The sequence below is a fragment of the Peribacillus sp. NPDC094092 genome (assembly GCF_050279365.1).
GTDB lineage: Bacteria > Bacillota > Bacilli > Bacillales > DSM-1321 > Peribacillus.
Window position 1 is genome coordinate 321,966 of record NZ_JBNNUC010000003.1, and the last position, 24,706, is coordinate 346,671.

16 protein-coding genes are annotated in these 24,706 nt (G+C 40.8%); 9 read left to right on the forward strand and 7 right to left on the reverse strand.

The features are described from left to right. Positions 1-119: 119 nt before the first annotated feature. The 4 genes from tagD (at position 120) to ACQKNS_RS17245 (ending at position 4,199) form a co-directional block, all read left to right on the forward strand. Positions 120-518, forward strand: coding sequence for a glycerol-3-phosphate cytidylyltransferase (tagD, locus tag ACQKNS_RS17230; RefSeq protein WP_427644543.1), 399 nt, complete (start codon positions 120-122; stop codon positions 516-518). Further along, entirely contained in the window at positions 511-1,674 is a 1,164-nt protein-coding gene (locus tag ACQKNS_RS17235; RefSeq protein ID WP_427644544.1) for a CDP-glycerol glycerophosphotransferase family protein, read from the forward strand. Before tagD ends, ACQKNS_RS17235 begins: the two co-directional genes overlap by 8 nt. Positions 1,675-1,966: 292 nt before the next feature. Then, positions 1,967-3,007, forward strand: coding sequence for a LysM peptidoglycan-binding domain-containing protein (locus tag ACQKNS_RS17240; protein WP_427644545.1), 1,041 nt, complete (start codon positions 1,967-1,969; stop codon positions 3,005-3,007). A 265-nt stretch (positions 3,008-3,272) separates the two neighbouring features. Next, positions 3,273-4,199 carry an LCP family protein gene (locus tag ACQKNS_RS17245; protein WP_427644546.1) on the forward strand — a complete coding sequence of 309 codons (927 nt, stop codon included), beginning with the start codon at positions 3,273-3,275 and terminating at the stop codon, positions 4,197-4,199. Positions 4,200-4,219: 20 nt separating this feature from the next. Here ACQKNS_RS17245 and ACQKNS_RS17250 read toward each other — a convergent pair whose 3' ends face one another. The 3 genes from ACQKNS_RS17250 to secA all read right to left on the reverse strand — a co-directional run bounded on the left by ACQKNS_RS17250 (position 4,220) and on the right by secA (position 9,069). Next, positions 4,220-6,007: an LTA synthase family protein gene (locus tag ACQKNS_RS17250; RefSeq protein ID WP_427644547.1), complete on the reverse strand. Its 1,788-nt coding sequence runs from the start codon at positions 6,005-6,007 to the stop codon at positions 4,220-4,222. A gap of 240 nt (positions 6,008-6,247) precedes the next feature. Next, entirely contained in the window at positions 6,248-6,691 is a 444-nt protein-coding gene (locus tag ACQKNS_RS17255; protein WP_427644548.1) for an SLAP domain-containing protein, read from the reverse strand. Continuing rightward, positions 6,688-9,069, reverse strand: a complete 2,382-nt coding sequence (gene secA / locus ACQKNS_RS17260) for a preprotein translocase subunit SecA (RefSeq protein WP_427644549.1) — start codon at positions 9,067-9,069, stop codon at positions 6,688-6,690. Before secA ends, ACQKNS_RS17255 begins: the two co-directional genes overlap by 4 nt. Positions 9,070-9,317: 248 nt before the next feature. Here secA and ACQKNS_RS17265 point away from each other — a divergent pair, with 248 nt between their 5' ends. Beyond that, the gene (locus ACQKNS_RS17265; protein WP_427644550.1) at positions 9,318-10,751 is read left to right on the forward strand and encodes an alkaline phosphatase; all 1,434 of its coding nucleotides are present in this window, start codon (positions 9,318-9,320) and stop codon (positions 10,749-10,751) included. 242 nt (positions 10,752-10,993) lie between these two features. Here the strand turns inward: ACQKNS_RS17265 and ACQKNS_RS17270 are convergent, their stop codons facing one another. The 4 genes from ACQKNS_RS17270 to ACQKNS_RS17285 all read right to left on the reverse strand — a co-directional run bounded on the left by ACQKNS_RS17270 (position 10,994) and on the right by ACQKNS_RS17285 (position 17,876). Continuing rightward, entirely contained in the window at positions 10,994-13,063 is a 2,070-nt protein-coding gene (locus tag ACQKNS_RS17270; protein ID WP_427644551.1) for a SpoIID/LytB domain-containing protein, read from the reverse strand. 276 nt (positions 13,064-13,339) lie between these two features. Then, the gene (locus tag ACQKNS_RS17275; protein WP_427644552.1) at positions 13,340-15,346 is read right to left on the reverse strand and encodes a penicillin-binding transpeptidase domain-containing protein; all 2,007 of its coding nucleotides are present in this window, start codon (positions 15,344-15,346) and stop codon (positions 13,340-13,342) included. A 155-nt stretch (positions 15,347-15,501) separates the two neighbouring features. Further along, on the reverse strand, positions 15,502-16,938 hold the full coding sequence (locus ACQKNS_RS17280) for a hypothetical protein (protein WP_427644553.1): 1,437 nt from the start codon (positions 16,936-16,938) through the stop codon (positions 15,502-15,504). Between the two features lie 623 nt (positions 16,939-17,561). Continuing rightward, a complete protein-coding gene (locus tag ACQKNS_RS17285) occupies positions 17,562-17,876 on the reverse strand; it encodes a hypothetical protein (RefSeq protein ID WP_427644554.1) in 315 nt (104 codons plus the stop codon). Positions 17,877-18,423: 547 nt separating this feature from the next. Between ACQKNS_RS17285 and ACQKNS_RS17290 the strand changes: the two genes are divergently transcribed. The 4 genes from ACQKNS_RS17290 to ACQKNS_RS17305 all read left to right on the forward strand — a co-directional run bounded on the left by ACQKNS_RS17290 (position 18,424) and on the right by ACQKNS_RS17305 (position 24,566). Next, a complete protein-coding gene (locus ACQKNS_RS17290) occupies positions 18,424-19,317 on the forward strand; it encodes a helix-turn-helix domain-containing protein (protein ID WP_427644555.1) in 894 nt (297 codons plus the stop codon). Positions 19,318-19,673: 356 nt separating this feature from the next. Next, entirely contained in the window at positions 19,674-19,877 is a 204-nt protein-coding gene (locus ACQKNS_RS17295) for a hypothetical protein (RefSeq protein ID WP_427644556.1), read from the forward strand. 98 nt (positions 19,878-19,975) lie between these two features. After that, positions 19,976-21,601 (forward strand): hypothetical protein, encoded by a 1,626-nt coding sequence (locus ACQKNS_RS17300; protein WP_427644557.1) that lies wholly within the window; start codon positions 19,976-19,978, stop codon positions 21,599-21,601. Continuing rightward, positions 21,594-24,566 (forward strand): DEAD/DEAH box helicase, encoded by a 2,973-nt coding sequence (locus ACQKNS_RS17305; RefSeq protein ID WP_427644558.1) that lies wholly within the window; start codon positions 21,594-21,596, stop codon positions 24,564-24,566. Before ACQKNS_RS17300 ends, ACQKNS_RS17305 begins: the two co-directional genes overlap by 8 nt. The last annotated feature ends 140 nt before the right edge of the window (positions 24,567-24,706 follow it).

Here is a 24,706-nt window from a genome sequence, read left to right on the forward strand (position 1 = left end):
CAAGCAGAATTGAAATGCTAGCTGCCTGTTTCATTGTTCCATTTCATAGTCTAATAGACCAAATATATATTAATAATTTGAATGAATAGCAGTTTAAGAGTTTTAAAGGAGGAATAAAAATGAAGAAAGTAATCACTTACGGAACCTTTGATTTGCTTCATTGGGGCCATATCAATCTATTAAAACGCGCCAAAGATTTAGGGGATTATCTGATCGTTGCCATTTCGACGGATGAATTCAATGCTTTAAAAGATAAAAAAGCTTATCATAGCTTTGAAAACAGAAAAATGATCCTTGAATCCATCCGTTATGTGGATGAAGTTATACCGGAAGACAATTGGGAACAAAAGAGGGAAGACATCGTTCGTGAAGGTGTAGATATTTTTGTAATGGGTGATGACTGGAAAGGCGAATTCGATGAATTATCCGAAGTTTGTGAAGTGGTCTACCTACCAAGAACAATCGGCATTTCGACTTCCCAAATTAAAGATGACCTTTTACAAGTTACTAATGGCTAAAGAATTCGCGATAGGGATTTATCTTTTTTGTTTCAAAGTTTTATTCTCTATCTTTAAGCTTTTTCCTTTATATGACAAAACGACCTTTGTCACATCATTCGGGGACAATTGCCAATATATCGCAGATGAAATGGACAAGCAGGACATTTCCGTTCAAAAAGTTTTTTTAATGAAATCGAGCAGTTCTATTCAAGTTAGGGACGATGGGGAAACCATCGTCCTTCCGTTTGAATCAAAAAATATCATTGCCATGATCCGATCGATTTATCATCTTGCTACATCAAAATGGATTATCATCGATAATTATTTTGGCTTTCTTTCAGCCATTGCATTCAAAAAGCAAGTGACATGTGTTCAAGTGTGGCATGCGGCAGGTGCCGTTAAGCGATTCGGGGCAAAAGACCCTTCCATTCAAAACCGTTCAGCCGGTGCAAGGAAAAGATTCTTAGAGGTATATAAAAAATTTGATTATGTTACGGCAGGTTCAGAGATGATGTCCGGGATTTATCAAGAAAGTTTTCAACTGCCGGCATCCCATATCCTAAGGACCGGAATACCTCGGACCGATTTCTTTTTTAATGATGAATCAAAAAGAACTGCCCGTAATGCTTTGCTGGCAAAGTATCCAGAACTTGAGCATAAGAAAATCATGTTATATGCCCCTACATTTCGTAATGACGGCTTGAACAACGGAGAGATTGCACTTGATTTGAAATTGCTCTATAAGGAACTCCGGGGCGAAAATTATGCGATATTACTAAAACTGCACCCAGCTGTAACGGCAGAGCATGATTTACAAGATAAATTTCCGGGATTCATTTATCCTGTAAATAGTGAGTTTCACGTCAATCAACTGCTGATCAGTACGGATCTTTTAATTACCGATTACTCATCGATACCATTCGAATTCTCTTTTTTGGGAAGACCCATGATATTCTTTGCATATGACTTAGAAAAGTATGTGCAGGAACGGGGATTCTGGGAGGATTACTCTTCTTCCATGCCCGGACCCGTGGTATCTACAACAGAAGAGCTCTTAAGGGAAATCCGTACCTCCGGTCATTCATTAATGAAGATCGCTTCCTTTAACCAAAAATGGAATGAATACTCCACGGGAAATTCAAGCAGGGATTTAGTCGATTTCCTTTTTAAATAAAACCACCCACTTCGTAAAACGAAGTGGGTTTTCTTTTTTTTTCAATACCCCCTCGATGTGTGCACACCTAAAAAAAGGGACGATTTTACAGCAAATGACAAATGAAAAAGCAAAACTCCACAATGTGAAAAAAGACTCACAATATAGAAAAAATTGTAGATTACAATGCTCAAACACCGCCAATATAAACCAGTAAAATACTACTATTTTCCCCTTGTAACAAAAATGTAATATATTTATTTCCATTTAATTTGTTAGAATAGGGAAAAAGACATATTAGAGGTGGAAAACCGTGAAAAAAAGTATTGTCGCATTTTCGACATTAGCCATTTTATCTTCGACTTTCGTTTCTCCTGCCCTTGCCGGTACATATACAGTCAAAAGCGGTGATAACTTAAGTAAAATCGCCCAGAAACATAATACGACGGTAAAAGACTTAAAACAGCTTAATAACTTAAAATCAGACTTTTTGAGAATCAATCAGAAATTAATTACACCCAACTCCACAACAACATCAAATGCTTCTTCCGTTTCCGTGAAAAAAACAAAGAAAACCACATATACCATTGTTTCAGGTGATACCTTAACAAGGATAGCAAACAAGCATGACCTTACACTTGCTGAATTGATGAAAATGAATAACTTAAAATCAGATAGAATTTATGCAGGCGCCAAACTTATCGTATCCAAATCAACGACCACAACCACCATTGATTTACCAGGCAGCTCCAAACCATCCAATGTGACTCAGACCCCAGCCAATTCGTCTACATACATAGTGGTAAAAGGTGACACTCTTTCCAAGATCTCAAGAAAAACCAACTTGACCGTAGCCCAGCTTAAATCAATCAATTCGTTAAAGTCCGATTTAATCAGAGTGGGTCAAAAACTAAAATTAAGTAAATCGGCAAGCACTGCCCCTGCAGACACTAATGATGTTGAAAAAGTGGAAGCACCAAGTTCGGGGAACAAAGTGGCCAAGCTCGTTTCCGAAGCAAAGAAATTAATTGGTACACCTTATTCGTGGGCGGGTGCCTCCCCATCAGGCTTCGATTGCAGCGGATTTATTTACTATACGTTCAAGAAGGCTGGGTATGAAGTTCCGAGGCTTTCATCTTCCACATATTATGATATGGGTAAAAAAGTTACTTCACCGAAAAGCGGCGATCTCATCTTCTTTGCAACTGGTTCCAATAAATCGGTGGTAAGCCATATGGGAATCTACTTGGGCGGCGGGGAATTCATTCATGCCTCGTCAAGTAAGGGAGTAACAATCAGTGCTACTTCAAACTCTTATTTTAAAAGTAAAATCATCGGATATAGAAGTTTATAAGATTTTCCTGCCAGACTTTCCCTTAAAGTCTGGCAATTTCATGTAAAAGAATGATAGTTTACGAAACATTCGAATGATTTGCGAACGAAGGATTTCGGTTTCTCCAGAATCCTTCATTTTTTTTGGATGAAAAAAGGTAAATATGCACTCTAAGTACAAAAAGAAACTATTCTATTTTTGACAAAAAAAAGGTATAGTTAAAAATACCGACTAGGTACTTTTTCACACCTTCCATTTTGTGGGATGGTTAAGGGAGGAATATTAAATGAGATCCGAACATAAAAAAAAGAAAAAGAAACGTAAAACGTTTAAAATAATTGGCTTCACCCTTCTTATCCTTTTCATTGGCGCAGGTGTTTACGGCGCTTCAGTTTATCAATCATTAGCCGGTGCGATCAGTACCATGCAGGGTACAGCCCATAAAACGGATAAGCGGGTAGAGGACATCAAGTTCAAGAGCAAAGACCCATTTTCATTACTAATTCTTGGTGTGGATGAAAGAAAAAATGACTCAGGTCGATCAGATACGATGATTGTCATGACGGTTAATCCTAAAAAGGAATCGATTGAGTTATTGAGTTTACCGAGAGATACGCGTACAGAGATCATCGGTAAAGGTACAACTGATAAAATGAACCATGCCTATGCATATGGCGGAGTTGCCATGTCGATAAATACAGTGGAAGCCTATTTGGATATTCCGATTGATTATTATGTCAAAATGAATATGGAAGGCTTTCAGGATATTGTGAATGCTGTTGGTGGTGTCACAGTCGATAATGACATGGACCTTGCCTATAAAGGATATACCTTCAACAAAGGCACAATCGACTTAAATGGTAAAGAGGCATTGATTTATTCCCGAATCCGTAAAGAAGATCCCCGCGGGGATTATGGACGGCAAATGCGGCAACGCCAGGTTATCCAAGCTGTCATGAAAAAAGGGGCAAGCCTATCGACACTTACCAATTATGATGATATATTCGAAGCTCTAGGTAAGAACGTGGAAACCAATTTAAGTTTCAATGAAATGTTAAGTATCCAAAATAACTACAAATCATCCCTCAAAAATATTGAACAATATACACTTGAAGGTGACAATCAACGGGTAAATGGCGTTTGGTACAATATCGTTCCAGAAGAAACAAAGCTTGAAGCCCAAAATCGTGTGAAAGCACATCTGGGATTATAATGGATGGAGGATGGCTTATATCAGTCATCCTCTTTTTTCGCCTTTTTCCCAACTTGTTTAAAGTAATCGGAACGTATCACTTGATCACTCAGATCGATTTCCTTTTGGTCTTCAGGTGAAAATCCATCGACCTTGCCTTCCCCATTTATTTTCATTTGAGAACCATAATCCCCTTTCAATATCAAAGCATCGCCCTCTTCACCATTCAGCATGCTCTCTCCAAAGTATGAAGAACTCTTAATATTGAATAGATCATATAGAGTTGGCAGAATATCGATTTGGCCCGCCACCTTATCAATCGTTATTCCTTCCATCCCCTCCTGATAAATGATCACGGGAATGGGCATATATTTTTCAATCCACTCTTCATCGCTAATTTTACTGCCGTAATACGCTTCCACCTCGTGTTTATCTTTTAAAAATAGACCATCATGATCCCCGTATATGACAATCACGCTTTCTTTCATTTTCCCGTCATCCTTCAGCTTCTTTATGAAATCCCCGATGGCGGAATCTGTATAATGAATGGCTTCGAAATATTTGGTCAGGTAACTGTTCTCTTTTCCTACTTCAGGCTTCAATGTTATCTTTTCTTTTGGCAGTGAAAAAGGTACATGGCTGGTCAGAGTAACGAAAAAGGCGTAATAGGGATTTGGTTTATCTTTTAAGAAATCATAGCTTTGACTGAAAAAACTGCGGTCTCCCAAACCCATCGAAATCATCTCTTCCTGCTGCATATCCTCTATGGAAATATAGTCATCAAAACCTAGTGAGGGATATGCATGCTGCCTATTCCAAAAGTCTTCTTCATCTCCGTGGAAAGCAAAACTTTGATAATCCGACTTCTTTAATTCCTTAGCAAGGCTTGGAAAATCATTATAAGGGAATCGAAAAAAGGTCGCACCTTGCTTTAAAGGATATAGACCGGTATTCACGATAAGTTCTCCGTCAGATGAATTTCCAAATACCGTCTGTGGATATACATTCGGGAAGTACAACCCCCCTTTCGCCATTTCATTCATGAACGGCGTGACCTCCTGACCGTCACTACTTTGAAATAACGGAAACGACTGTAAAGATTCCACCTGGATGATAAAGAGATTCTTGCCCTCCAATGATCCGGAATGGGTATTTTCCTTTCTTTGCTTTTTATTGAAGTAATCAGAAACGTCCTTCTTATCTTCCAAGGACATTCCATGTCTCCCCGAGTCAATAAAATAGGCATATGTATCCAATGCGTGATGACCGATAGGGCCCCAGTTTCTTAAGAAGGTATTCGCCTCATAACGCCGGGTTATATCTACCTTGTCGATAAAGATATTCTTGACCGGCTTTAATCCTGCTATCATCAGGAATATTACCGCCGGCACTAGTGCCATATGCTTGAGGGGGTATTTTTTCATCACAAATGATTCAGCAACTGGAATGCCTACCAGAAGAAAGATCCCATCCTTCATTTCCATCATACTGAATATACTTTCACCTAGCCCATTCAAATTGCTTTTTTGCATCCACATATAGGAAGTTATAGGTGTCGAATAATACCGATAAAACCAGATGTCCCCAAGGAAAAAGACCATGATCGAAAGAAGGAAAACTGAAAAAATGATGCCCTTTACGATTCGATTCGTTATCCATTCCTTCAGATAAACAATAAAACCGGTAACACCGATGATTATCGTAATGATCCCAATAGAAAGATCGTTACCCATCCTATCATTCGTATAAATGAAAAGTATGGCCACGATTGAAAATGACAATATCTCAATTAGCCTCTCCTTCAATCGTTGATTCAGGTTATTCTTCATGCTCCTGCCACTTTCCTCTTCATTATTTCCAAGCCTTAGTTGCCTGATTGCGGAAGATTACTTATAAATATTACTTAGCGTTGCCATTTATGAGGAATCGCACACAGAAAACGGCATAAATTTTGGCACTCATGACTTCCCTAATAAATAAAAAGCCTTCATCGCTAAAAAGGATGAGGGCTTTGCTTTGGCACTCCGGCAAACAAACTGCTGGTTGCCGCCAGATCATGCAGTTGTTTTCTACTTTCTCTTCCATTCAAAAGCAATCTTCCAACCTTCATCAGGAATCGCTTCCGCCAGCATATCTCCTTCCTCGAAGATGAAACGCCATGGCATGCTTGAAAGTGCTGGAATCTCACCAAGCTCTGTTAGGTCGAATGTCTTTTTTGCGAGAAATTTTCCATTCCCATCAACTAACAGTAAATCCACGATATCAAACCTGACAGCTTTCTCTATTGAATTTCGGAGAAAAGCCACTATGATCACTTCATCTTCCACCCTGGTCAGCTTGATGCCGGATATTGAAATTTGGTTCGGTTTTAATGCTGGCAGCCTTTGATGGTGGAATTTATATACATATTCCTCTTGCTTGGACATTTCCCACCCTTCGTGAAACACCAGAGCAGTATGAACGGTATCATCCTGATTAGTAGCTGCATTATGCCTTTTTCCAAATAAACTCATCGTTCCTCACTCTCCAAAGCAGCCGAATCTTCCTGATTGCTTTTCATATATTCCATAAAACGGATGCTTATCTCCGTTTCAATTTTACTTAATAGAAGGTTGAATTGACTGAGAGCCGCTTTTTCAAACAGTGTATATGGGTCCTGATGACCATATCCGCTTAAACCGATGCCTTCCTTCAGACTGTTCATTCCATCTAAATGGTTCATCCAATTTGTATCAATATGCTGCAGCATGAAAGCACGCAACTGGTTTCCCCATTCAGCATCGTGTTGAAAGTTCATAAGCCTCAGCCTCGATTCCAATTCACCTAGAGCATCCAACACTTTTGCTTCATGGTCTTCTATATCCTGAAAATCACTTGCCTGCCAACCTAACCAGAGGAAAACAAGGGAAAGCTCTTCCATATGGGCAGAGTGATCAGGTTCCACCATATGTTCAGGATAATATTTCACTGTAAGCCGAGTAATATATTTTTCAATATATTCAAGTAAAATGGCCGACATCCTTCCAGTGTCCATATCAAGAATCCGATTTCTCATTGCATAGATGATTTTACTCTGCTCATTTAATGCATGTTCTAACTTCAATAAATGGTAACGGCTTGATTGATGCATCTGCTCTACCGTCTCCTGTACCATTTTAACGAATTTATCGGGAGCAGGGCTCAGCACCAATCCATTTTCATCCGCTTTGATTTTCTTGATATAGCGCCCGATTTCTTCTTCATCATAGTAATCAAACAAATCATCTTCCAAGGAAATGATGAATTGTGTTGAACCGGGATCACCCTGCCGGCCGGAACGCCCTCTTAGCTGCATATCGATCCGAAGGCTTTCGTGTCGCTCCGTACCGATAATATGAAGGCCGCCCAATTCCTTAACATCATTCGCAAGTAATATATCCGTTCCCCTCCCAGCCATGTTCGTAGCAAGCATCACTTGATTTTTTTGCCCGGCATTCGCAATGATTTCCGCTTCACCCTCTTCCGTCTTTGCATTAAGGAGTTGATGTTTGATATTGCCCTTCTCTAGTTGAACCGAAATTTTTTCAGATTGCTCAATGGAGGTCGTCCCAATCAAAACAGGTCTGCCTCCATCATGAATCCGTTTTACTTCGGAAACGATTTTGTTGATTTTGCTGGTTTCATCTTTATAAATCAAATCAACCTCATCCACTCGAATGATGGGCTCATTAGTTGGAATTTCAATGACGGGGAGCTGATATATTTCCTGGAATTCAGACTTTGATGGGATAGCACTGCCTGTCATCCCGGATATTGAATGATATAATCGAAAATAATTTTGGACGGTAATCATGGCCTGTGTTTCATTCTCTTCGGAAATCTCCAAGCCCTCTTTTGCCTCAATCGCTTGATGAAGTCCATCACTGAAGCTTCGCCCTTCCATCACCCTGCCTGTAAATTTATCGATGATTGCAACTCTTCCATCGATGACAATGTAGTCCACATCCAACTTCATGATTGCATGGGCTTTTAGAGCCTGTGTAACATTATGTAATAACTCTTGATGTTCCATTCCATACAGATTGTCGATGCCAAAGGCCTCTTCAATCTTGGCAGACCCTTGATCCGTAAAAAAGGCAGACCTTGACTCGCTGAAAATCTCGTAATCATCATTTTCTATAAACGTCTTCATGATTTGTGCCGTGATCTGGTGAAGCTCGGTTCCGTCGCTAGCCCTGCCTGCAATGATTAATGGAGTCCTCGCTTCATCAATCAAGATGCTGTCAATCTCATCGACGATCGCAAATCGGTGTCCTCTCTGAACCTTTTCTTCTCTTCGGTAAACCATATTATCACGCAAATAATCAAAACCGAACTCTGTTGCCGTTCCATACGTGATATCTGAAGCATACGCTTCACGTTTTGCAGAAGGCCCCATTTGGGAAATGTTCAAACCAACCGTCAACCCTAGAAATTCATGAATTTGTCCCATTAACTCCATATCACGTTTGGCCAAGTATTCATTGGCCGTAATAATATGGACACCATTCCCGTACAGTGCATGTAAATAGCTAGGCAAAGTAGAGACAAGAGTCTTCCCCTCGCCCGTATTCATTTGGGCGATGCCCCCTTCACTCAGGACAAAACCGCCTGCAAGCTGAACATCATGGTGCCTAAGGTTCAATACTCGTTTGGAAGCCTCCCTCACGACGGCAAATGCATCTGCTTGTATATCCAATAGATTGTCACCAGCATCCAATACGCTTTTAAATCTATCCTTCATCCCGCTTAATTCCAGATCTGAATAACTTTCATATTTACCCTCTAGCCGATTCACATCTTCTACCAACTTATAAATTCTCTTTAAGTCCTTAGAACCTTCTTTGAAGAACTTTTTCATACTGGATAGCATAGGGTTTTCTCTCCTAATCATTCAATTGAACCTTAGTGTAATTATATCAGCTAAATATTTACTGTTTATGAATTATCACCGTCATATTGTAATTATATAGAAATTCCTTCTTTTTTTGAAAGATAAAAACGTAAAACGTCTGGATGCCTCTCCATAAAAAGCGCTAAAAAGACCTGAATATGATGGAGGGGTTTTTTTAGCGATTTAAACAAATAATAGGAAGACTTTCACCCAAGGGAGGATTATAGATGAATAAGACAAGCATAAAATTCATTCATAAACTTGCACAGCCGAATCACTTTGGATTATTCGTTCTTATATTTTGCTTTATTTACATGAGCTCCCCTATTCAAGCTGAGACAAAAAACACCCCCAAGAATGTCATATTGCTGATTGGCGACGGCATGGGGGTAGGGGCCATAGAAATTGCCCGGCAATTGGAATATGGAAAGACAGGTGTTCTGCATTTGGAACAACTGGAGCATGTTGCCCTGATGCGCACGTATTCCGCCAATAACTTCGTCACGGACTCTGCAGCAGGAGGTTCCGCTATCGCCACTGGTATAAAGACCAACAATGAATCAATCGGTGTCGATGCCAATGGTTCCGAGGTGGATAGTATATTGGATGCTTTTCAGAGCAATGGGAAAAAAGTGGGGATCATATCAACAAATATGGTGGTCGATGCGACACCCGCCGCCTTTGGTGCAAGTGTTCCTAACCGCTGGACAGGTGGCGCAAATATCGCGAGGCAGCTATTTGAAAACCGAATTGACGTCATTCTTGGCGGGGGTGCCAGCTACTTCGAGACGGATAAGCAGAATGGCGAGGATTTAATCGCTAAATTTAAACAAGCTGGCTATGGGATCGCTACGACGAAAGAAGAGCTAAGTTCCATTAATAAACCGGAAAAACTTTTAGGGTTATTTCACCCTACCTATATGAATTTTAAACTGGATAAAGAAGTATTGCATTCTCAAGAGCCATCTCTAACCGAAATGACAGCCAAAGCGATGGATGTTTTATCAAGGGGTGATAAAGGATTTTTCTTGATGGCCGAAGGTGCGCGTATTGACCATATGGAGCATGCAGCCGATATCACTGGAATATGGAAAGAAACGATCGAATTCGACCAAACCGTGAAAGAAGTAGTAAATTGGGCAAAAAAACGAAATGATACATTGATCGTTGTACTTGCAGACCACGAAACAATGGGGACCTCCGCTTCTGAAACAATGGATATCACTGCATTGAAAAAGATCAAGGTTTCATCTGAATATATGTCCAAACAGCTTACATTCGATAAAAATAATGAAATCAATCCAGAAAGTGTCGTTTCCACATTCAAGAAGTATGCACATATATCCCTAACGGAGCAGGAAGTCAATCAATTCATCGATAACGTAAGAAAGAATAGAACGCTTGTCTATCCACAACATCAAATCGATTGGGAAATCGGAAGCACCATCGCCAGGCACCATAAGGCAGGTGTAGCAGATCGAAGCATACGGGCGGCCAGTTCCACAGGAGGGCACACTGCCAATATGATTCCCGTTTTCGCCTCGGGTCCAGGCAGTGAAGCCTTCGATGGAGTCATTGAAAATACGGACATTTCGAAAATCATCACAAAAGCCGCCGGTGTTCCATTCACACCAGGTCAGCATAAAACAAAAGAGGAATGAATACATTCATTCCTCTTTTAAAATTCAATCTCATAAACTCGGTTTTCTTCGGCATTCATTTCTATTGAGGTCCGTTTACTCAAAGTTTTGGCGATACTCTTCGGGGTTTCGGGGCTTTCACTTACGAAATTGTGCGCTATCACAGTGTTTGGTGCTTGTGCTTTACTCGTGAGTTTGGTGAAGAACCTAAATACCATTTATAAAAAAACAAAAAAAGACGCCATAATTGACGTCCTCCTCATTTATTTTTTTACATGTTTTTTTAATACATATCCAATTTGGCTTCCCTTTTTCACTTTGTACCATTCATCTTGTTGAGACAGGATCGTTACGGCTTGGTCCCTGTATAGATTCCCGACCGTTTCAGAAGATGCGTTTTTATTTTGTTTCATATATAATTCGCTTGCTGTCACTATTCCCATGGTTTTCCTAATGGAGACTTTCGTTGAAATGGATTTCTGGTTGTCACTCTTATCCTTGGCGGAGATTGTCACCGTAAACATCCCGTTGGAGATATTTTTGAAATCCCAGGTTGCCGATTGCCTGCCTTTATTGAGCTGCCTTTCAGAAAGGATTCCAACAACCTTACCTTTACTGTTCTTGATTTTCACAGTTACATTAGCGTTTTCATTAATGGTATAGGTTATGTTCGCCTGCTCGGTACTATAATCACCAGATGTATGGACATCGGTGATTTTCGGTGCCGACGTATCTTTACTGACCATAATCGCCATTGTGGCCAAACCTTCATTACCGCTTGGATCCATTGCTGATAGTTCTGCTTCATATGTACCCTTACTTACCGCTTTTGTGTTCCAGATTACTGAATGGGTGCCCCTTTTCATTGTTTGGTCATGGACAGGGGTAGATAATGCTTTCCCTTTACTATTTTTAATCGTGAGTGTTACCACAGCATCTTCTTTTAGGGAATATGTGATTCCAACCTCATCATTTAAATGATCCATCTCCGCTTTCATGTTTATTGAATTCGGTTCCTCCTTTACGACAAGTTCCGTTTTAGATCCAGCACCTGATCCATATTCCTTTTCTATAATTGTGTCAGGATAATAAAACCCCAAAATCTCTTGATATGATTGGCCTGCTTCAGCTCTGTTTTTCGCTCCAAACTGACTTAGTCCTACACCATGCCCATATCCTGATCCTTCAATGGAGATTTTGGAAGAATCGGCGGATGAATGGTCAACCAAATAGCTTTTCATCACTTCTTGCCCCACCATGCCCCTGATTTTGGAAGCCGCTACATTAGTAAGCTTAACCGTTTGCTGCAAAAGTTTCCCCCTTTCATCAACGAGATCCCTTACATAGAAATTCAGTTGGATGGAGCCTTTCGTTACACGGCCTCCCGATCTTTCATCTGTCAATGTTAACAAGGGTATATCCGTTATTTTAATATCTTTATTCGCATATCCATTATTCTTCAGCCAATCCTTCAGCTTTGGCACAACCTTTTTATCTTTTTCCTCTACACTTGCCCACCATTCTTCCGGTTTAGACAAATCCATTTTTGAAAGGTCGATTTGCTGTTTTTCCAGCATTATCTCCCAATTGGTTTTCGAATCGTAGAGATCTTCTTTTATAGATAAATATGCAAGGGGGTTGCCCCTTGACCAAACATTTGAATTCGATTCGGTCATTCCTCCATTGCTTGAGGAAAAGAACGCTTCGATTATTTCGCCATCATGTTTGATTACCAAGCCCTTTGTCTGTTCAATGGCTGAATTGGTTCGATAGTGACCGGCTGCCCCGCCATATACTTGGTAAGAAACCGTATCATCAATTATTGTGGATTGATGGCGAAGTGCATAAGTCCGGGCGGCAATCGCCTGTGCTTTTAATGCTTCGGCATGCCATAGTGCGGGCATCTCCAGCGGAACAACGCCCTTTAGATAATCTTCCATGTAAACATGATTGATTGGCCGGATGTAGCCGTCCTCCGCTGTAAATGAAAATGAGCCAAGATACGGACGGCCGTTTATGGACAATGAAGAATCAGGTTGAACTGGCATTACCTTAAAGGAAGAATAAGATCCCGTTTTCTTAAAACCTTTGTATACGGCAAGTTTACCCGACTCCACTTTCAAAGTCAGATTTTCACCCGCCCTAATGAATATCTCTCCTCCAGAAGTACGGTAGTCCCCGGTTGCCGTTATTTTGACTCTGGTTCTATTTCCCAAGTAATTCTTCAGTTTCACTTCCATCGTTGTATTCTCTTCCGCTGCCATTGCTTCATGAGAAGGAAATGCAAAAAAAATGATAAAGAAAACGATAAACAAATACCTTAAACTTCTCATTGCTTTTCATCCTCATTCCTTTATTCTATTTATCTTTGGCATGGATAACCGCCTGGATGATGTCACTGCTGCAGAAATCCCCGAGGATTTCAGGACCACCGGAATCCCGGCATTTACTAAACTTTCTTTTTACATTCTGTATGTCCGACTCATTATCCTTCAAACCCAGCTTTATCGTCTTAACAAATTGGAGTTCTGAACGTGTAAAAAAAATAAAAGCGGGACATGGAAGAAACCATGTCCCGCTTTTATTGGTCTGATTGGTGACTTTTTTCTTTACTTCAAATACTTCTTCAACACCGGTTTCATATGATCGACAACGACATGGCTTCCGCCTCGACCTTTTACATCTTCCATCATCCAAGCCATGAGAAGTTCCGGGTCTTCCGTGTCCATGGCAACAAACCAGCCATTTTCTGTTCCGTCAGCATTTTTGGATGCCTTGATTTCGGCAGTTCCCGTTTTGGCAGCGATTTTGATGCCCAGATCATCTATTCCATGTCCGCTTCCCTTAGGATGTTCCACCACTTGTGTCAGCATCTTGGTGACCTGATTTGCTTGGTCTGCTGATATTGCATTTTCTTTCCATATTTTCTTTTCCGTTTTATCTCCTGTTATTAACGAAGGTGCCAGGACGTTTCCCTCATTCAAGAAAGCTGAATAGGTCATGGCGAGATGTAGCGTACTCATTTGGACTTGCGCTTGACCATATCCTGCATCTGCCAAGCGTCCCTCACTGTCGATCTTACCGATGCTCGATGCTTTGATCGGATAATCGTAGTTCAAAGGCTCATCAAATCCGAATGCCTTGAGTCCATTTGTGAATTTTTCCTTTCCAAGCCCCAATGCTTTTTGGGCAAAGTAAATATTGTCTGAATAAATTAATGCCTTTTCCATATCGATAGGTACACCGGGGTCCGACACCCTTGTAATGGAATGATCTTTCCATGTCGATTTGGCCCACGTTTTCCCTTGGATATTGATCGACTCTTTCGGATCCACACCATTTTTCAGAGCGATTGCCGCAGTGATGGCCTTAATGGTCGAACCAGGTGCAAACGTCGAACTGAAGCGGTTCAAAAGGGGTTTTTCCGGGTCTTCTTCAAGCGCTTTTTGTTCCGCCTTTGTTATCCCGAAAATATATTTATTAGGATCGAATGACGGACTTGAAACAAGTGCAAGCGTTTCGCCTGTCTTCGGATCAATTGCCGATGCCGATCCAGTTTCGTTCTTATATTGCTTGAAGATATCCTTTTGAAGCTCGGCGTCGATGGTCAAGGTAATCGTTTCTCCCTCTTCAGCAGGCTTTTCAGCAATCACTTTTTCTTCGCCGTCTTCGGTTTTAATAAAGATTTTACCTCCAGGTTCACCTTTAAGCCGTGCTTCCAGCACTTCCTCAAGACCTCTCTTGCCAATAACATCACTTGCGGTATAACCTTTTCCTTTCAATTTCTCCAGATCTTCTGCAGATGCCTCACCGACATATCCAATCAGATGGGCAGTAGCCTCTTTATACGGATATATACGCTCTTCCGTATTATTGATAGATACACCGGCAATGCTCAATAGCTTTTCCAATGTTGCGGTATTATCATTTGACATTTTCTTTATGGGCACGAAATAGCTTGGCTTTACCCATGATTGTTTTAATTTCTGATTCACTTCGTCGGTGGACATATTGAGGATTCCAGCGACCTTTTTAACCGTTTCGGATTCGTTGGCCATTTTCTCTGGTACGATTCCCACTTCTGCTACCGTTCCATTCATGGCAAGGCCGCGTTCATTTCGATCGACAATTTCACCGCGAATGGCTGGATACGTTTCAACTGATACCTTCTCACCAGCTTCCAATTGAGGGAATATATAACTTTCATCCCATTTGATGTACCAATTTTCTTCCTCGCCTTCCCCTTCCTTGACAAGTGTAGCTTTATGGTCAGAGCTGACAGCACCAGCCATGGTGGACATGTCAACGGTATATGAAAGGCTTACCTTTTCTCCATCTTTATGATCTTTCTCTTCTTTAGGCTGTTTATAGTCCACCTTCAATTGGTCGGCTTCTATGCCCGTATAGATTTTTTCATAACGCTTCGCAAATTCATCCGCACTGATTTCTTTCTTTGTCTCAGGCGACAGATACTCGTACATCTTAGCAAAATCCTTTTTATTCCAAAGCTTCGTATATGCCGCAAAGCGATCTTCCGGACTTGGCTCATCCGAGCATCCGGCCAGGAACAATACGCTCATCAACAATAAGCTGGAAACTAAAGCTAGTTTCTTCATGATTTCCTCCTAATGAATAGTTAGAATGATATACCTATAGTTTAGCAAAATATTAGGGAAATGGGGGATTTTGTATCCCGAATTTCTTCATTTTTCTAATTGACCATGTTTTTTCTAAAGCAAAAGTCCTGTACATAGTGTACAGGACTTTTATATTAAAGCATTCTTTTTTTTCGGCTTTTTTTCTCCTGCATCCATTTTTTCAGGAAGAAAAAGCCCAAGATGGCCGAAATGACTAGACCGCTTGTCGTAACAATGACAGCTACCCATTCGTATAAGGTGTAATTCATATAAGCTTTCCACGGTAATTTCCCTTTCCAATCCTCAATATATAGATTCATTCCGAATATCCCGGAAACAACCGTATAAATCGTTAGAATCTGCAATAGATAATTACTGCTTTTCCCGGACAGTTTATCCTGATTTTGATAGAGGTAGGAAAGTGTTTCCTTCACTTCACTGTAAAGAGCGGCAATTCTGAAGGCTTCATCCGTTTTTTTGAATAGCTCTTTACCGATTGCCGTACTATTGACTTCAGTGAATAAGTACTTTGCAGAAAACTGAGTGATCATGAAAATCAGCTGTTCCGTATCCGATTGATCTTTTTCCACATCAATCTGGGAATGTTCATGGGCCAATTTGAGCAGTACGATTTTATAATAGAAGAAAAGCAACACTGTATAAAAGTGCTGGCCATACATTTCGCTTGCCAGTTCCTGCTCCAGTTTACCTTTCGCTTTCGTGACACATGCAAAATGATACATGCTAGTTATATAATAGGTTTCCTTGCCCCACCTGTCATATACCCTTTCTTGATAATAATTTTCTATATAATCGGGATTTAATGCGCCTATGTATGGCTCGCCATCATCGTCATACCCGTTCAGCTCACTGATGCGGAATAAATCATTTTTAGTAATTTCACGATTCTCAGGGAATGCAGTATAACTGATCACGTACATTCTTTCATCGATGAAGAAGGGCAAACTGCCAAAATACGTCGGGTTCCCTTGTTCTTCATCCATATATTCCTCAATTGGCGGCAATAGTTCATTGAAGATGAAATCCTTCACCTGTTCATACTGATTTTCCCGACAGCTTACTTTCGTTTTTTCTTCATCATCAGCAATCGGTTCAAGGATTCGGAATGTATCTCCAAAATAGAGCACATCATCATAAGAAAGTCCTTCAGGCAAAGTAATGCGAAGATTCATCATGCCGATATGAAATGGGCATATGAAGATATCTATAGAGTTGATGTTAAATGGGGTATTTAGATAAGGTGATTCGAAGGTACATTCAATATCCAGTTTTTTCGTGAAACGCCGCATGCCTTCCTTCTGTTTTGCATTACCCGGAAATAAAATCGGCTCGATGTAAGGCATGAAATACTTTTCCAATTTACGGTGAGAAACTTTATGACCACCGTAAAATTGATTTTGTTGCTCCATATCTTTCAAGTTCAAAAAAACGAATTTGTCCTCAAACAACTTTTCCACAAACTTTTCAATCATCTTTCCTTCAAGTGCAAATGGAAAAATGTACTGCTGGAAAGTTCGCTTCGTGGAATCATTTTTCACTTTCACATCCATAAAATATATTCCTCCGATTGCAAAAACAGGTTTAATTCATCTTATTTCTTATATTTACCCTTGCATATACAAATAAAACGAAACATATTATAGAAATAAAGTGGACAAATTGTCCAAATAAAAAAATCCCCCAAGCATGTTCTCGGGGGCCATCGAAAAGAGTTCTTCAACCCTCTTCACTTTAGGGTACTAGAAACTGATGTTTCTAATGAAAAATCCGATATTCGGACCATTTTAACATTTTTTCAAAGGATGATAAAACACGAAATTCACCCATATTTAGGCATTACCACTTATTATTATCTAATTAATCCTTATACACAGGGATTAACGGCAAAAAATATAACTATAGGAATAATTATGAAATTTCTTGCTCGTTTTTTCCTTTATCATGAAAATCATGTTTTAACTAATGAGAAATGGGTAAATAAAAAATGCAAAGGAGAGACATCATGAAATCCGATAGCAATAGACAACACTTTAAATTTCTTGAAAGAACAAATAACGCTAAACCAAGTGAACGGAAACAAATGAGCGATTTCATCAAAAGGAAGATGAATGCACAAAACTCTCATTTAAATGATAAAAACTCATGACGGGTTGAAGTCATGAGTTTTTATCATTTAAAATGCTATTTCATTTCCCTGAAGGTTTTGCTTTACACATTTCTTGATACCGATTACATTCAAAAAATGTTTAATTTTCTTCATCGAGGTTGCCTGATATTCATCTGCAATGGAAAACTCTTTAATATAAGCGATTTTTTCTTGTATATCTGTATCTATATGATCTTGGCTGTATTCTTTTTGATCTGACTTTTTGCATGTGTACACCACAGCTTCACCAATATTCCTGGTTGCCTTATCAAAATAAAAAGAAAACACAATGGCACATTCATCATCGTAAAAAGAGGGTTGAACTTTCATATTGATATCCATATTAACCTTACACCTCTCTCCGTTTTGTTATTTACACTATAACAAAATCATTAAAGGGAAATAGGCGTTACAAACTACGCTCACGTTCCTTCCGCACCTACCAAATGGACCTTACACTCCCCATTCATAGATAATTATAACTACAGGAATATGCGCAAAAGAATAATCACTTAATAATAATAAAAAAACATCTTCTAATGAAGATGCTTGAATGTTTGATAGGAAAGATTCAATTACTTATTTATATAAGCCTGGAAGTTCTGCGTAAAGGCCTGGTAATTCGCTAGGGACAATAACAAAAGCAGCGATGATAAGAAAAGATACGACTAATGCTTTAGTACTTTTTTTCATAGGTCATTCCTCCTTTTCTTCTGAAAAAATATTGGTTAAAATAGAAAATAATTCTATAGTTATATTTAACCACACTTCTTAAAACCATATAATTCGACTAAAGATTCTATTTATAGCGTTCAGGACCTGTACATACCGATTTCACCGATTTTTCATGACCAAATATAACTCTAGGCATATTTTAAGGAGAATCAAAATGGATTTTTTTGCAGTTGGACAAAAGATCAAAGAGCTACGTAAACAAATCGGGCTTTCCCAAGAAGAGTTGGCATCCGGTATTTGTACACAAGCACAGATCAGCAAGATTGAAAAAGGCGATGTCTATCCATATGCATCCACCCTCTACTTAATTTCCCAACGTTTAGGCGTTGATGTAAACTATTTTTTCGATATTGGAATGACCCCTAGGCTTGATTACGTTGAAGAAGTGATTTATCAATTAAAAATAGCCAGAAGAACCCGTAATTACGAGGAAATGCAGCAAATTGTAAAGGCTGAGGAAAACAGCCCCCTCTTTCTTCAGAATAAAAAGAATCATCAATTGATTCTTTGGCACAAGGGAATATATGAATATGAAAAAAATAAAGATCTAAATAAAGCCATAGAATTCATTAATCAGGCTATCGCCATTACTCATACGACCGACAAAATATATTCGGAACGGGAGCTTGAAATCTTAAGCAGCCTTGGTGTAATGTATGTTGCCGAAGAAAAGTACGAAGATGCATTCGCCTTGTTAAGGAAAGCTTTGGATCACTTGAAAGCCCTACCCTTTTTGACGGATAAAACGCTAAAGACACGCCTATCCTATAATTTTGGCAGAGTGTTAACACGCCTGGTCCGATACGAAGAGTCCATTGCCTGCTGCCAAGATGCCATAAAGTGGTGCCTCGAACATGATCAACTATATGCCTTAGCTGATTTACACTACCATTTAGGTTACAATTTTGAACTTATAGGTAACTTTGAAGAGGCAAAAGAGTACTTGGAAAAGTCAGCGTTTCTGTTCAATTTACAAAAAAATCATACCTTTGTTACATTCATCAACAAAAAGTTGGACAGTTGGAAGAACGAAATGAAAATAAACTAATTCTTTCATTTTGGCCATTCCCACGTAAATGGCCCCAGGCTGTAGACAAACTCGATGAAAATTGAGTTTGTCTGCAGTTTTTTTAGGCAGGACGATTTGAACGTTGCATCAGGCACCCGCTCGTGTCAACTTTGTTATAAGTTTTATATAGAACCCCATTTGCCTACAACTGAGCCATTCACCAGGTATTTGTATAATTTCTCACGCATCATTTTCAAAACCTCCATTCTACATTTTAAATTCCAAGCCAAAATGAAGTATAATAAAGAGATGCTTCAAAAAACGCCCCTTTAAAAAAGGTTCCGCCCCTATCACTTAGTTTGGTGAAGCGTGATGAGGATGAAAGGATTTCAGGCATGGTTAACGTTAATGCCAGTTATTCCCCTTTTAAATCCGAACCGCTTATATTCAAGGGGATTTTTGACGATATTGACTTTTACAGGGTTTTAATGAATATACGGCTAGAAGTTGTAATGGTTTGTTCAATATATGGATTAGAACGTAAAGAGAACGGCCATGGAAAAAGTCCGGCAATCAATATATGCACGTCCCAAGAATAACCTGGGGCGGGATTACGATAAGTTAAGAACTGATGGTTCATGATCATACAAAAAATATAAATTTTGGTAAACAGGGCTTGTCCCTGAAGGAGGAGAGTATGGAGCGGGAATTGTTGTTAGTTGGGGAGCGGCTGCCGGAATTTTTGGAGGCCGGGGATCCGGAAGATTCAGCTGTGGTGAATCAAGGGCTCCAGTTATACCGTCAGGGGCTCGTTGATATTAAAGAAGAAGCGGCGGATGCGATTGCGGCTGAGGTACAGGATGGGACACGCTTTAAGGCCAGGCTGAACCTGCTCTCCCCTCAGGATGGAAGCTGTACATGTGATTCAAGGTTCATATGCCGGCATCAAATGGCCGTTTTCTTTTCTGCATATTCTGAACATGCTAGTGTATCCGAATGGCTGAGCGAATGGAAAGCACCCAAAAACATCTCAACTGCCCAAGCACTGAAGCAAGTTAAACGGGCAAGTGAATTACTTAAACAGTCTGCGGCGAATTCAATCATCTTAGATAAAAGCTACCCATCATGGAAGCAATTCGTCAATGATTCCTTTGCGGAACATGTCGAGCCTCATATAGGCGAGGCTACGTATATGATTGAAAATCATATACAAACTTACTTTAAACGCCTTAGCTCAAAAGCTCCAATGGAAAGGGAATGGAAGTTGCTTTATCATTTCGTCACGCAATTTTGCACGATGCAGCAGACACTGAGAATGATTCAGCTGCATAAAAGTGAAACGCAAACGATCAGGGTCTTTTATGCACTTGCCGTCGACCTGGCAGAAGAGCTGCATGAATCTGTACAGCCGCTTAGCAGGCAAGCGAGGCCATTCGCCTTCGATCCCTTCGTTTTCAGCATCAAGGAAGATGTAGCTAAACTACTGGATGGCGGAGAAGGCCTGGAATACGAAAAGATCGACCTCTACCGGGAGATATGGAGCTACTTATTCTCCAACTCTTCCTGGCGCAAAGAGGAACTGGAAAGAATCACCAAGGAACTTCCCGACAAGTATATGGGCACCACTGAGAGGACGTCCTATGCCCTCGCAGCCATTCACCTATCCCTTTTGGAGAGCCAGGATAAGCAAGCGATTGAGCTTCTTCATGAATTGAAGAAGGAAGCCTGTCCATACATTTTCTATTGGCTGAATCTCCTGGCTGAATCTGACAACCGGTCACGTGCCATCCCTTTCATTGAATTCATCAATAATAATGTCCAGGAATTCCTTTCCGGTTTATCCGATTATTATAAACGGGTGGATTTCGTCCGTACGTTCACGACTTTGATTAACAGTTGCTGTTATAAATTAAAACGGACCGATTTGCTTGAGAAATTTTACAGGGCCACCCTTCCGCACAGCTATTGGAACTATGCAAATTTCCTTTTTGAACAAGGACAATATAAAAAATGGGTGGAGATGCATATTTACTCGGAAATCAGCATTGACTTAATCAGCAGTGAATCCATAAAAGAAGTGGTCTCAAAAGAACCGGAACTTATCCTGCCCCTTTATTATCATGCGGTCCAGGAAAAAGTTTCTTTGAAAAATCGGCCTGCTTATAAGCAAGCTGTCCGTTATTTGAAAAGGATGCGCACCATTTATAAAAAGAGCAAAAAGGAAGACGTATTCGATCGTTATATACTTTATGTAGCAGATTCAACTAAACGGCTTCGCGCTTTCCAAGAAGAACTAAAAAGGGGTAAGCTTATCGATGTTTAATCCAGGGAAATTAAAAATCAAAATAGCGGCTCTCGAAAACGGAACTTACGCCCTTGGTGTCGTCAATGAAGAGAATACCTTCCTCACTACGAATTATATACGCAGGCTGTTATTCAACTGGGATGACGCAAGCTTTTATGGCACTAAAATGACTACGGATATAGTGGATGGAAATCAAGTATTCATTCTTGACGCTTGGGGGCTTCTCAACTTTTTTGCTAGGGAAAGCTTTAACTCCTTCATAGAATGGGAATGGTCTGAATTATCCTCCCTTTGCCTGTCAGCAGCGCCCGTTCTTCATGAATCCATTGAAGCCGGAATCCCCGTTCCGGATTTCACTAATCTTCAGTTGGACTCCATCGGCTGGAAGCTGCCGGAAGAAGTGGAAGAGGAATTCGTCCCTTCCTTTTGGGAAGAGGAAATATCTTTGGACCTCCCTTCACCTGAACTGGAAACCAACCGTACCTTTATCGAAAAGTGGTATAACGGTGCCGCTAATATGTATTTAAATAACTACTCACCCATGCAGCATAAATGGAGCGAAGCCGTCGGGGCATTAAAGGATACACGACTTTCCCCCGAAGAATTGCAGGCCTTTTTTGACAAAGACAGCTGGCAGGAATGGCTAGGCACCCTGCCCGATCCCAAACCATTCACCATAGGTCTCCGTTTAACTGAGCCTCCTGATGGCAACGGGCCTTGGGTACTCGATGTTACCCTTCGTTCAAAAAGGGATGAGAATATCATTGAGACATATACAGGGAAAAAACTACCGCGCGGCTGGAATAAGTATGCAAGTGAAGTGGTCCGTGCTACAAAACGCTGGCAGCTCGTCGTGCCGTGGCTTGGGGAGAATGGACGTCTGAAAAGGGAGATTTCAGAAACGGATGCATGGGAGTTCCTGACCGACGCAAGCGAAAAGCTCCTGTTTCTTGGCGTCGAAATTCTCCTCCCATCATGGTGGCTTGCATTGAAGGAGTCCTCATTGAAGGTCAAGGCGAAAGTGAAGAGCCAATCGAACCGCGGCCCGTCTTATGTCGGGTTAAAAGCTTTAATGGACTTTGATTGGCGGTTCTCATTAAATGGCAAAGAGCTCACCGAGGCGGAGTTCGAGGAGCTCGTCAATGAAAAAAGGCGGCTTGTCTTCATCCGCGGCCAATGGGTCAAGCTTGATCCAGCTTTCATCAAACAAATTCAGGAGCTGATGGAAACAGCTAATGAAAAAGGCATCCAATTGACTGACTTGCTACAGCAGGAATTGTTGAATGGAGTAAACGAAGATGGCGATGACGATTCTGAAAACGGCGAAATGCTCCGGATTCAATTTGAATTGAACCAAGAGCTCCGTAAAATGGTAGGAAGACTCCGGGAAACCAAAAACATTTCCATCCTGCCCGTCCCTGATGCACTTCAAGGTGATTTACGGCCCTATCAAAAACTGGGCATGAGCTGGCTTCTTTTTTTAAGGGAGCATGGTTTTGGTGCTTGTCTAGCTGATGATATGGGACTTGGGAAAACCGTCCAGATGATTGCCTACCTACTTCATGTGAAAGGCAAAGACGGAGCCGGTAAAGAGCTCCCCACCGCCCCCAAGGACGAACAAAAAAGTGAACCGATCATCGTCGAAGAGGATAGTAGCGCAGAGAGCAGTGATGAGGTCGAAATCATTACCACTGCCCCCGAATCCGTTTCTGTACAATCGGCGCTCATCGTCTGCCCGACATCGGTCCTGGGCAACTGGCAAAAGGAATTGGAAAAATTCGCACCATCACTTAAAGTTCACCTTCATTACGGATCGAATCGTGCTAAAGGCGAAGCATTTACTAAACTGGCAGCCGATCATGATATTGTCTTAACATCATATGGACTGACCCACCAAGATACGGCTGAACTGACCACCATCCATTGGAGCAGCGTCATCCTCGATGAAGCACAAAACATCAAAAATGCTCAAACAAAGCAATCCAAAGCGGTCCGCAAGCTAAACGGCAGACATCATATTGCCTTATCGGGTACGCCGATGGAAAACCGTCTAAGTGAGCTGTGGGCGATTTTTGACTTCATCAACAAAGGTTATCTCGGTACGCTAGGTCAGTTTCAGGAAAAATATGTGGCGACCATCGAGCGTGATGAACAGAAGGATAAAATCAAGGAATTGCAGCGTTTGATACAGCCCTTCTTGCTTCGCCGTACAAAACGCGATAAAGAAGTCGCCCTCAATCTTCCGGATAAGCAAGAACAAAAGGAATTCGTACCGCTTACTACCGAGCAAGCATCGTTGTATGAACAACTGATAAAAGATACATTCACGGATATCGAACAACTGTCTGCCTTTGAAAGAAAAGGCATCATCCTCCAGATGTTGAATAAGCTCAAGCAGCTTTGCAATCATCCCGCTCTTTACTTAAAAGAGACGGAAAATGAAAACATCATGAAGGCACCTAACCGATCTGGCAAACTCGAGAAGCTGACAGAGCTTATCGATGCTGTCCGTGAACAGGATGAAAGCTGCCTCATCTTCACACAATATATCGGGATGGGCAATATGATTAAAGAATTGCTGGAAAAACGATATGGTTTTGAAGTGCCATTCCTGAACGGGAGTGCGAACAAGAAGCAGCGTGATGAAATGATCGCCCGATTCCAGGATGGGGAATTCCCCGTCTTCATACTCTCATTGAAAGCAGGCGGCACTGGTCTTAATCTAACAGAAGCGAACCACGTGATTCACTATGATCGCTGGTGGAACCCGGCTGTTGAAAATCAAGCCACCGACCGTGCATACCGAATTGGGCAACAGCGTTTCGTTCACGTGCATAAGCTAATCTGCACAGGGACCCTGGAAGAAAAAATCGACCAGATGCTTGATAAAAAGCAAGCCCTGAACGACGAGATCATAAGCAGTGACAACTGGATCACCGAACTTTCCACAGAGGAAATCAAGGACTTGGTTGCTCTACAATAACCCGCTCTCACGATATGAAGATGAATGAGGGCAGGTAGTCAGCTTATCAGGACAAAAGAAGGGAGAATGCATATGGTATGCATTCCCCTTTTTTTGTCCATAAGCGCCCTGTAACTTTTCAACCGTTGAATGCCTGACAT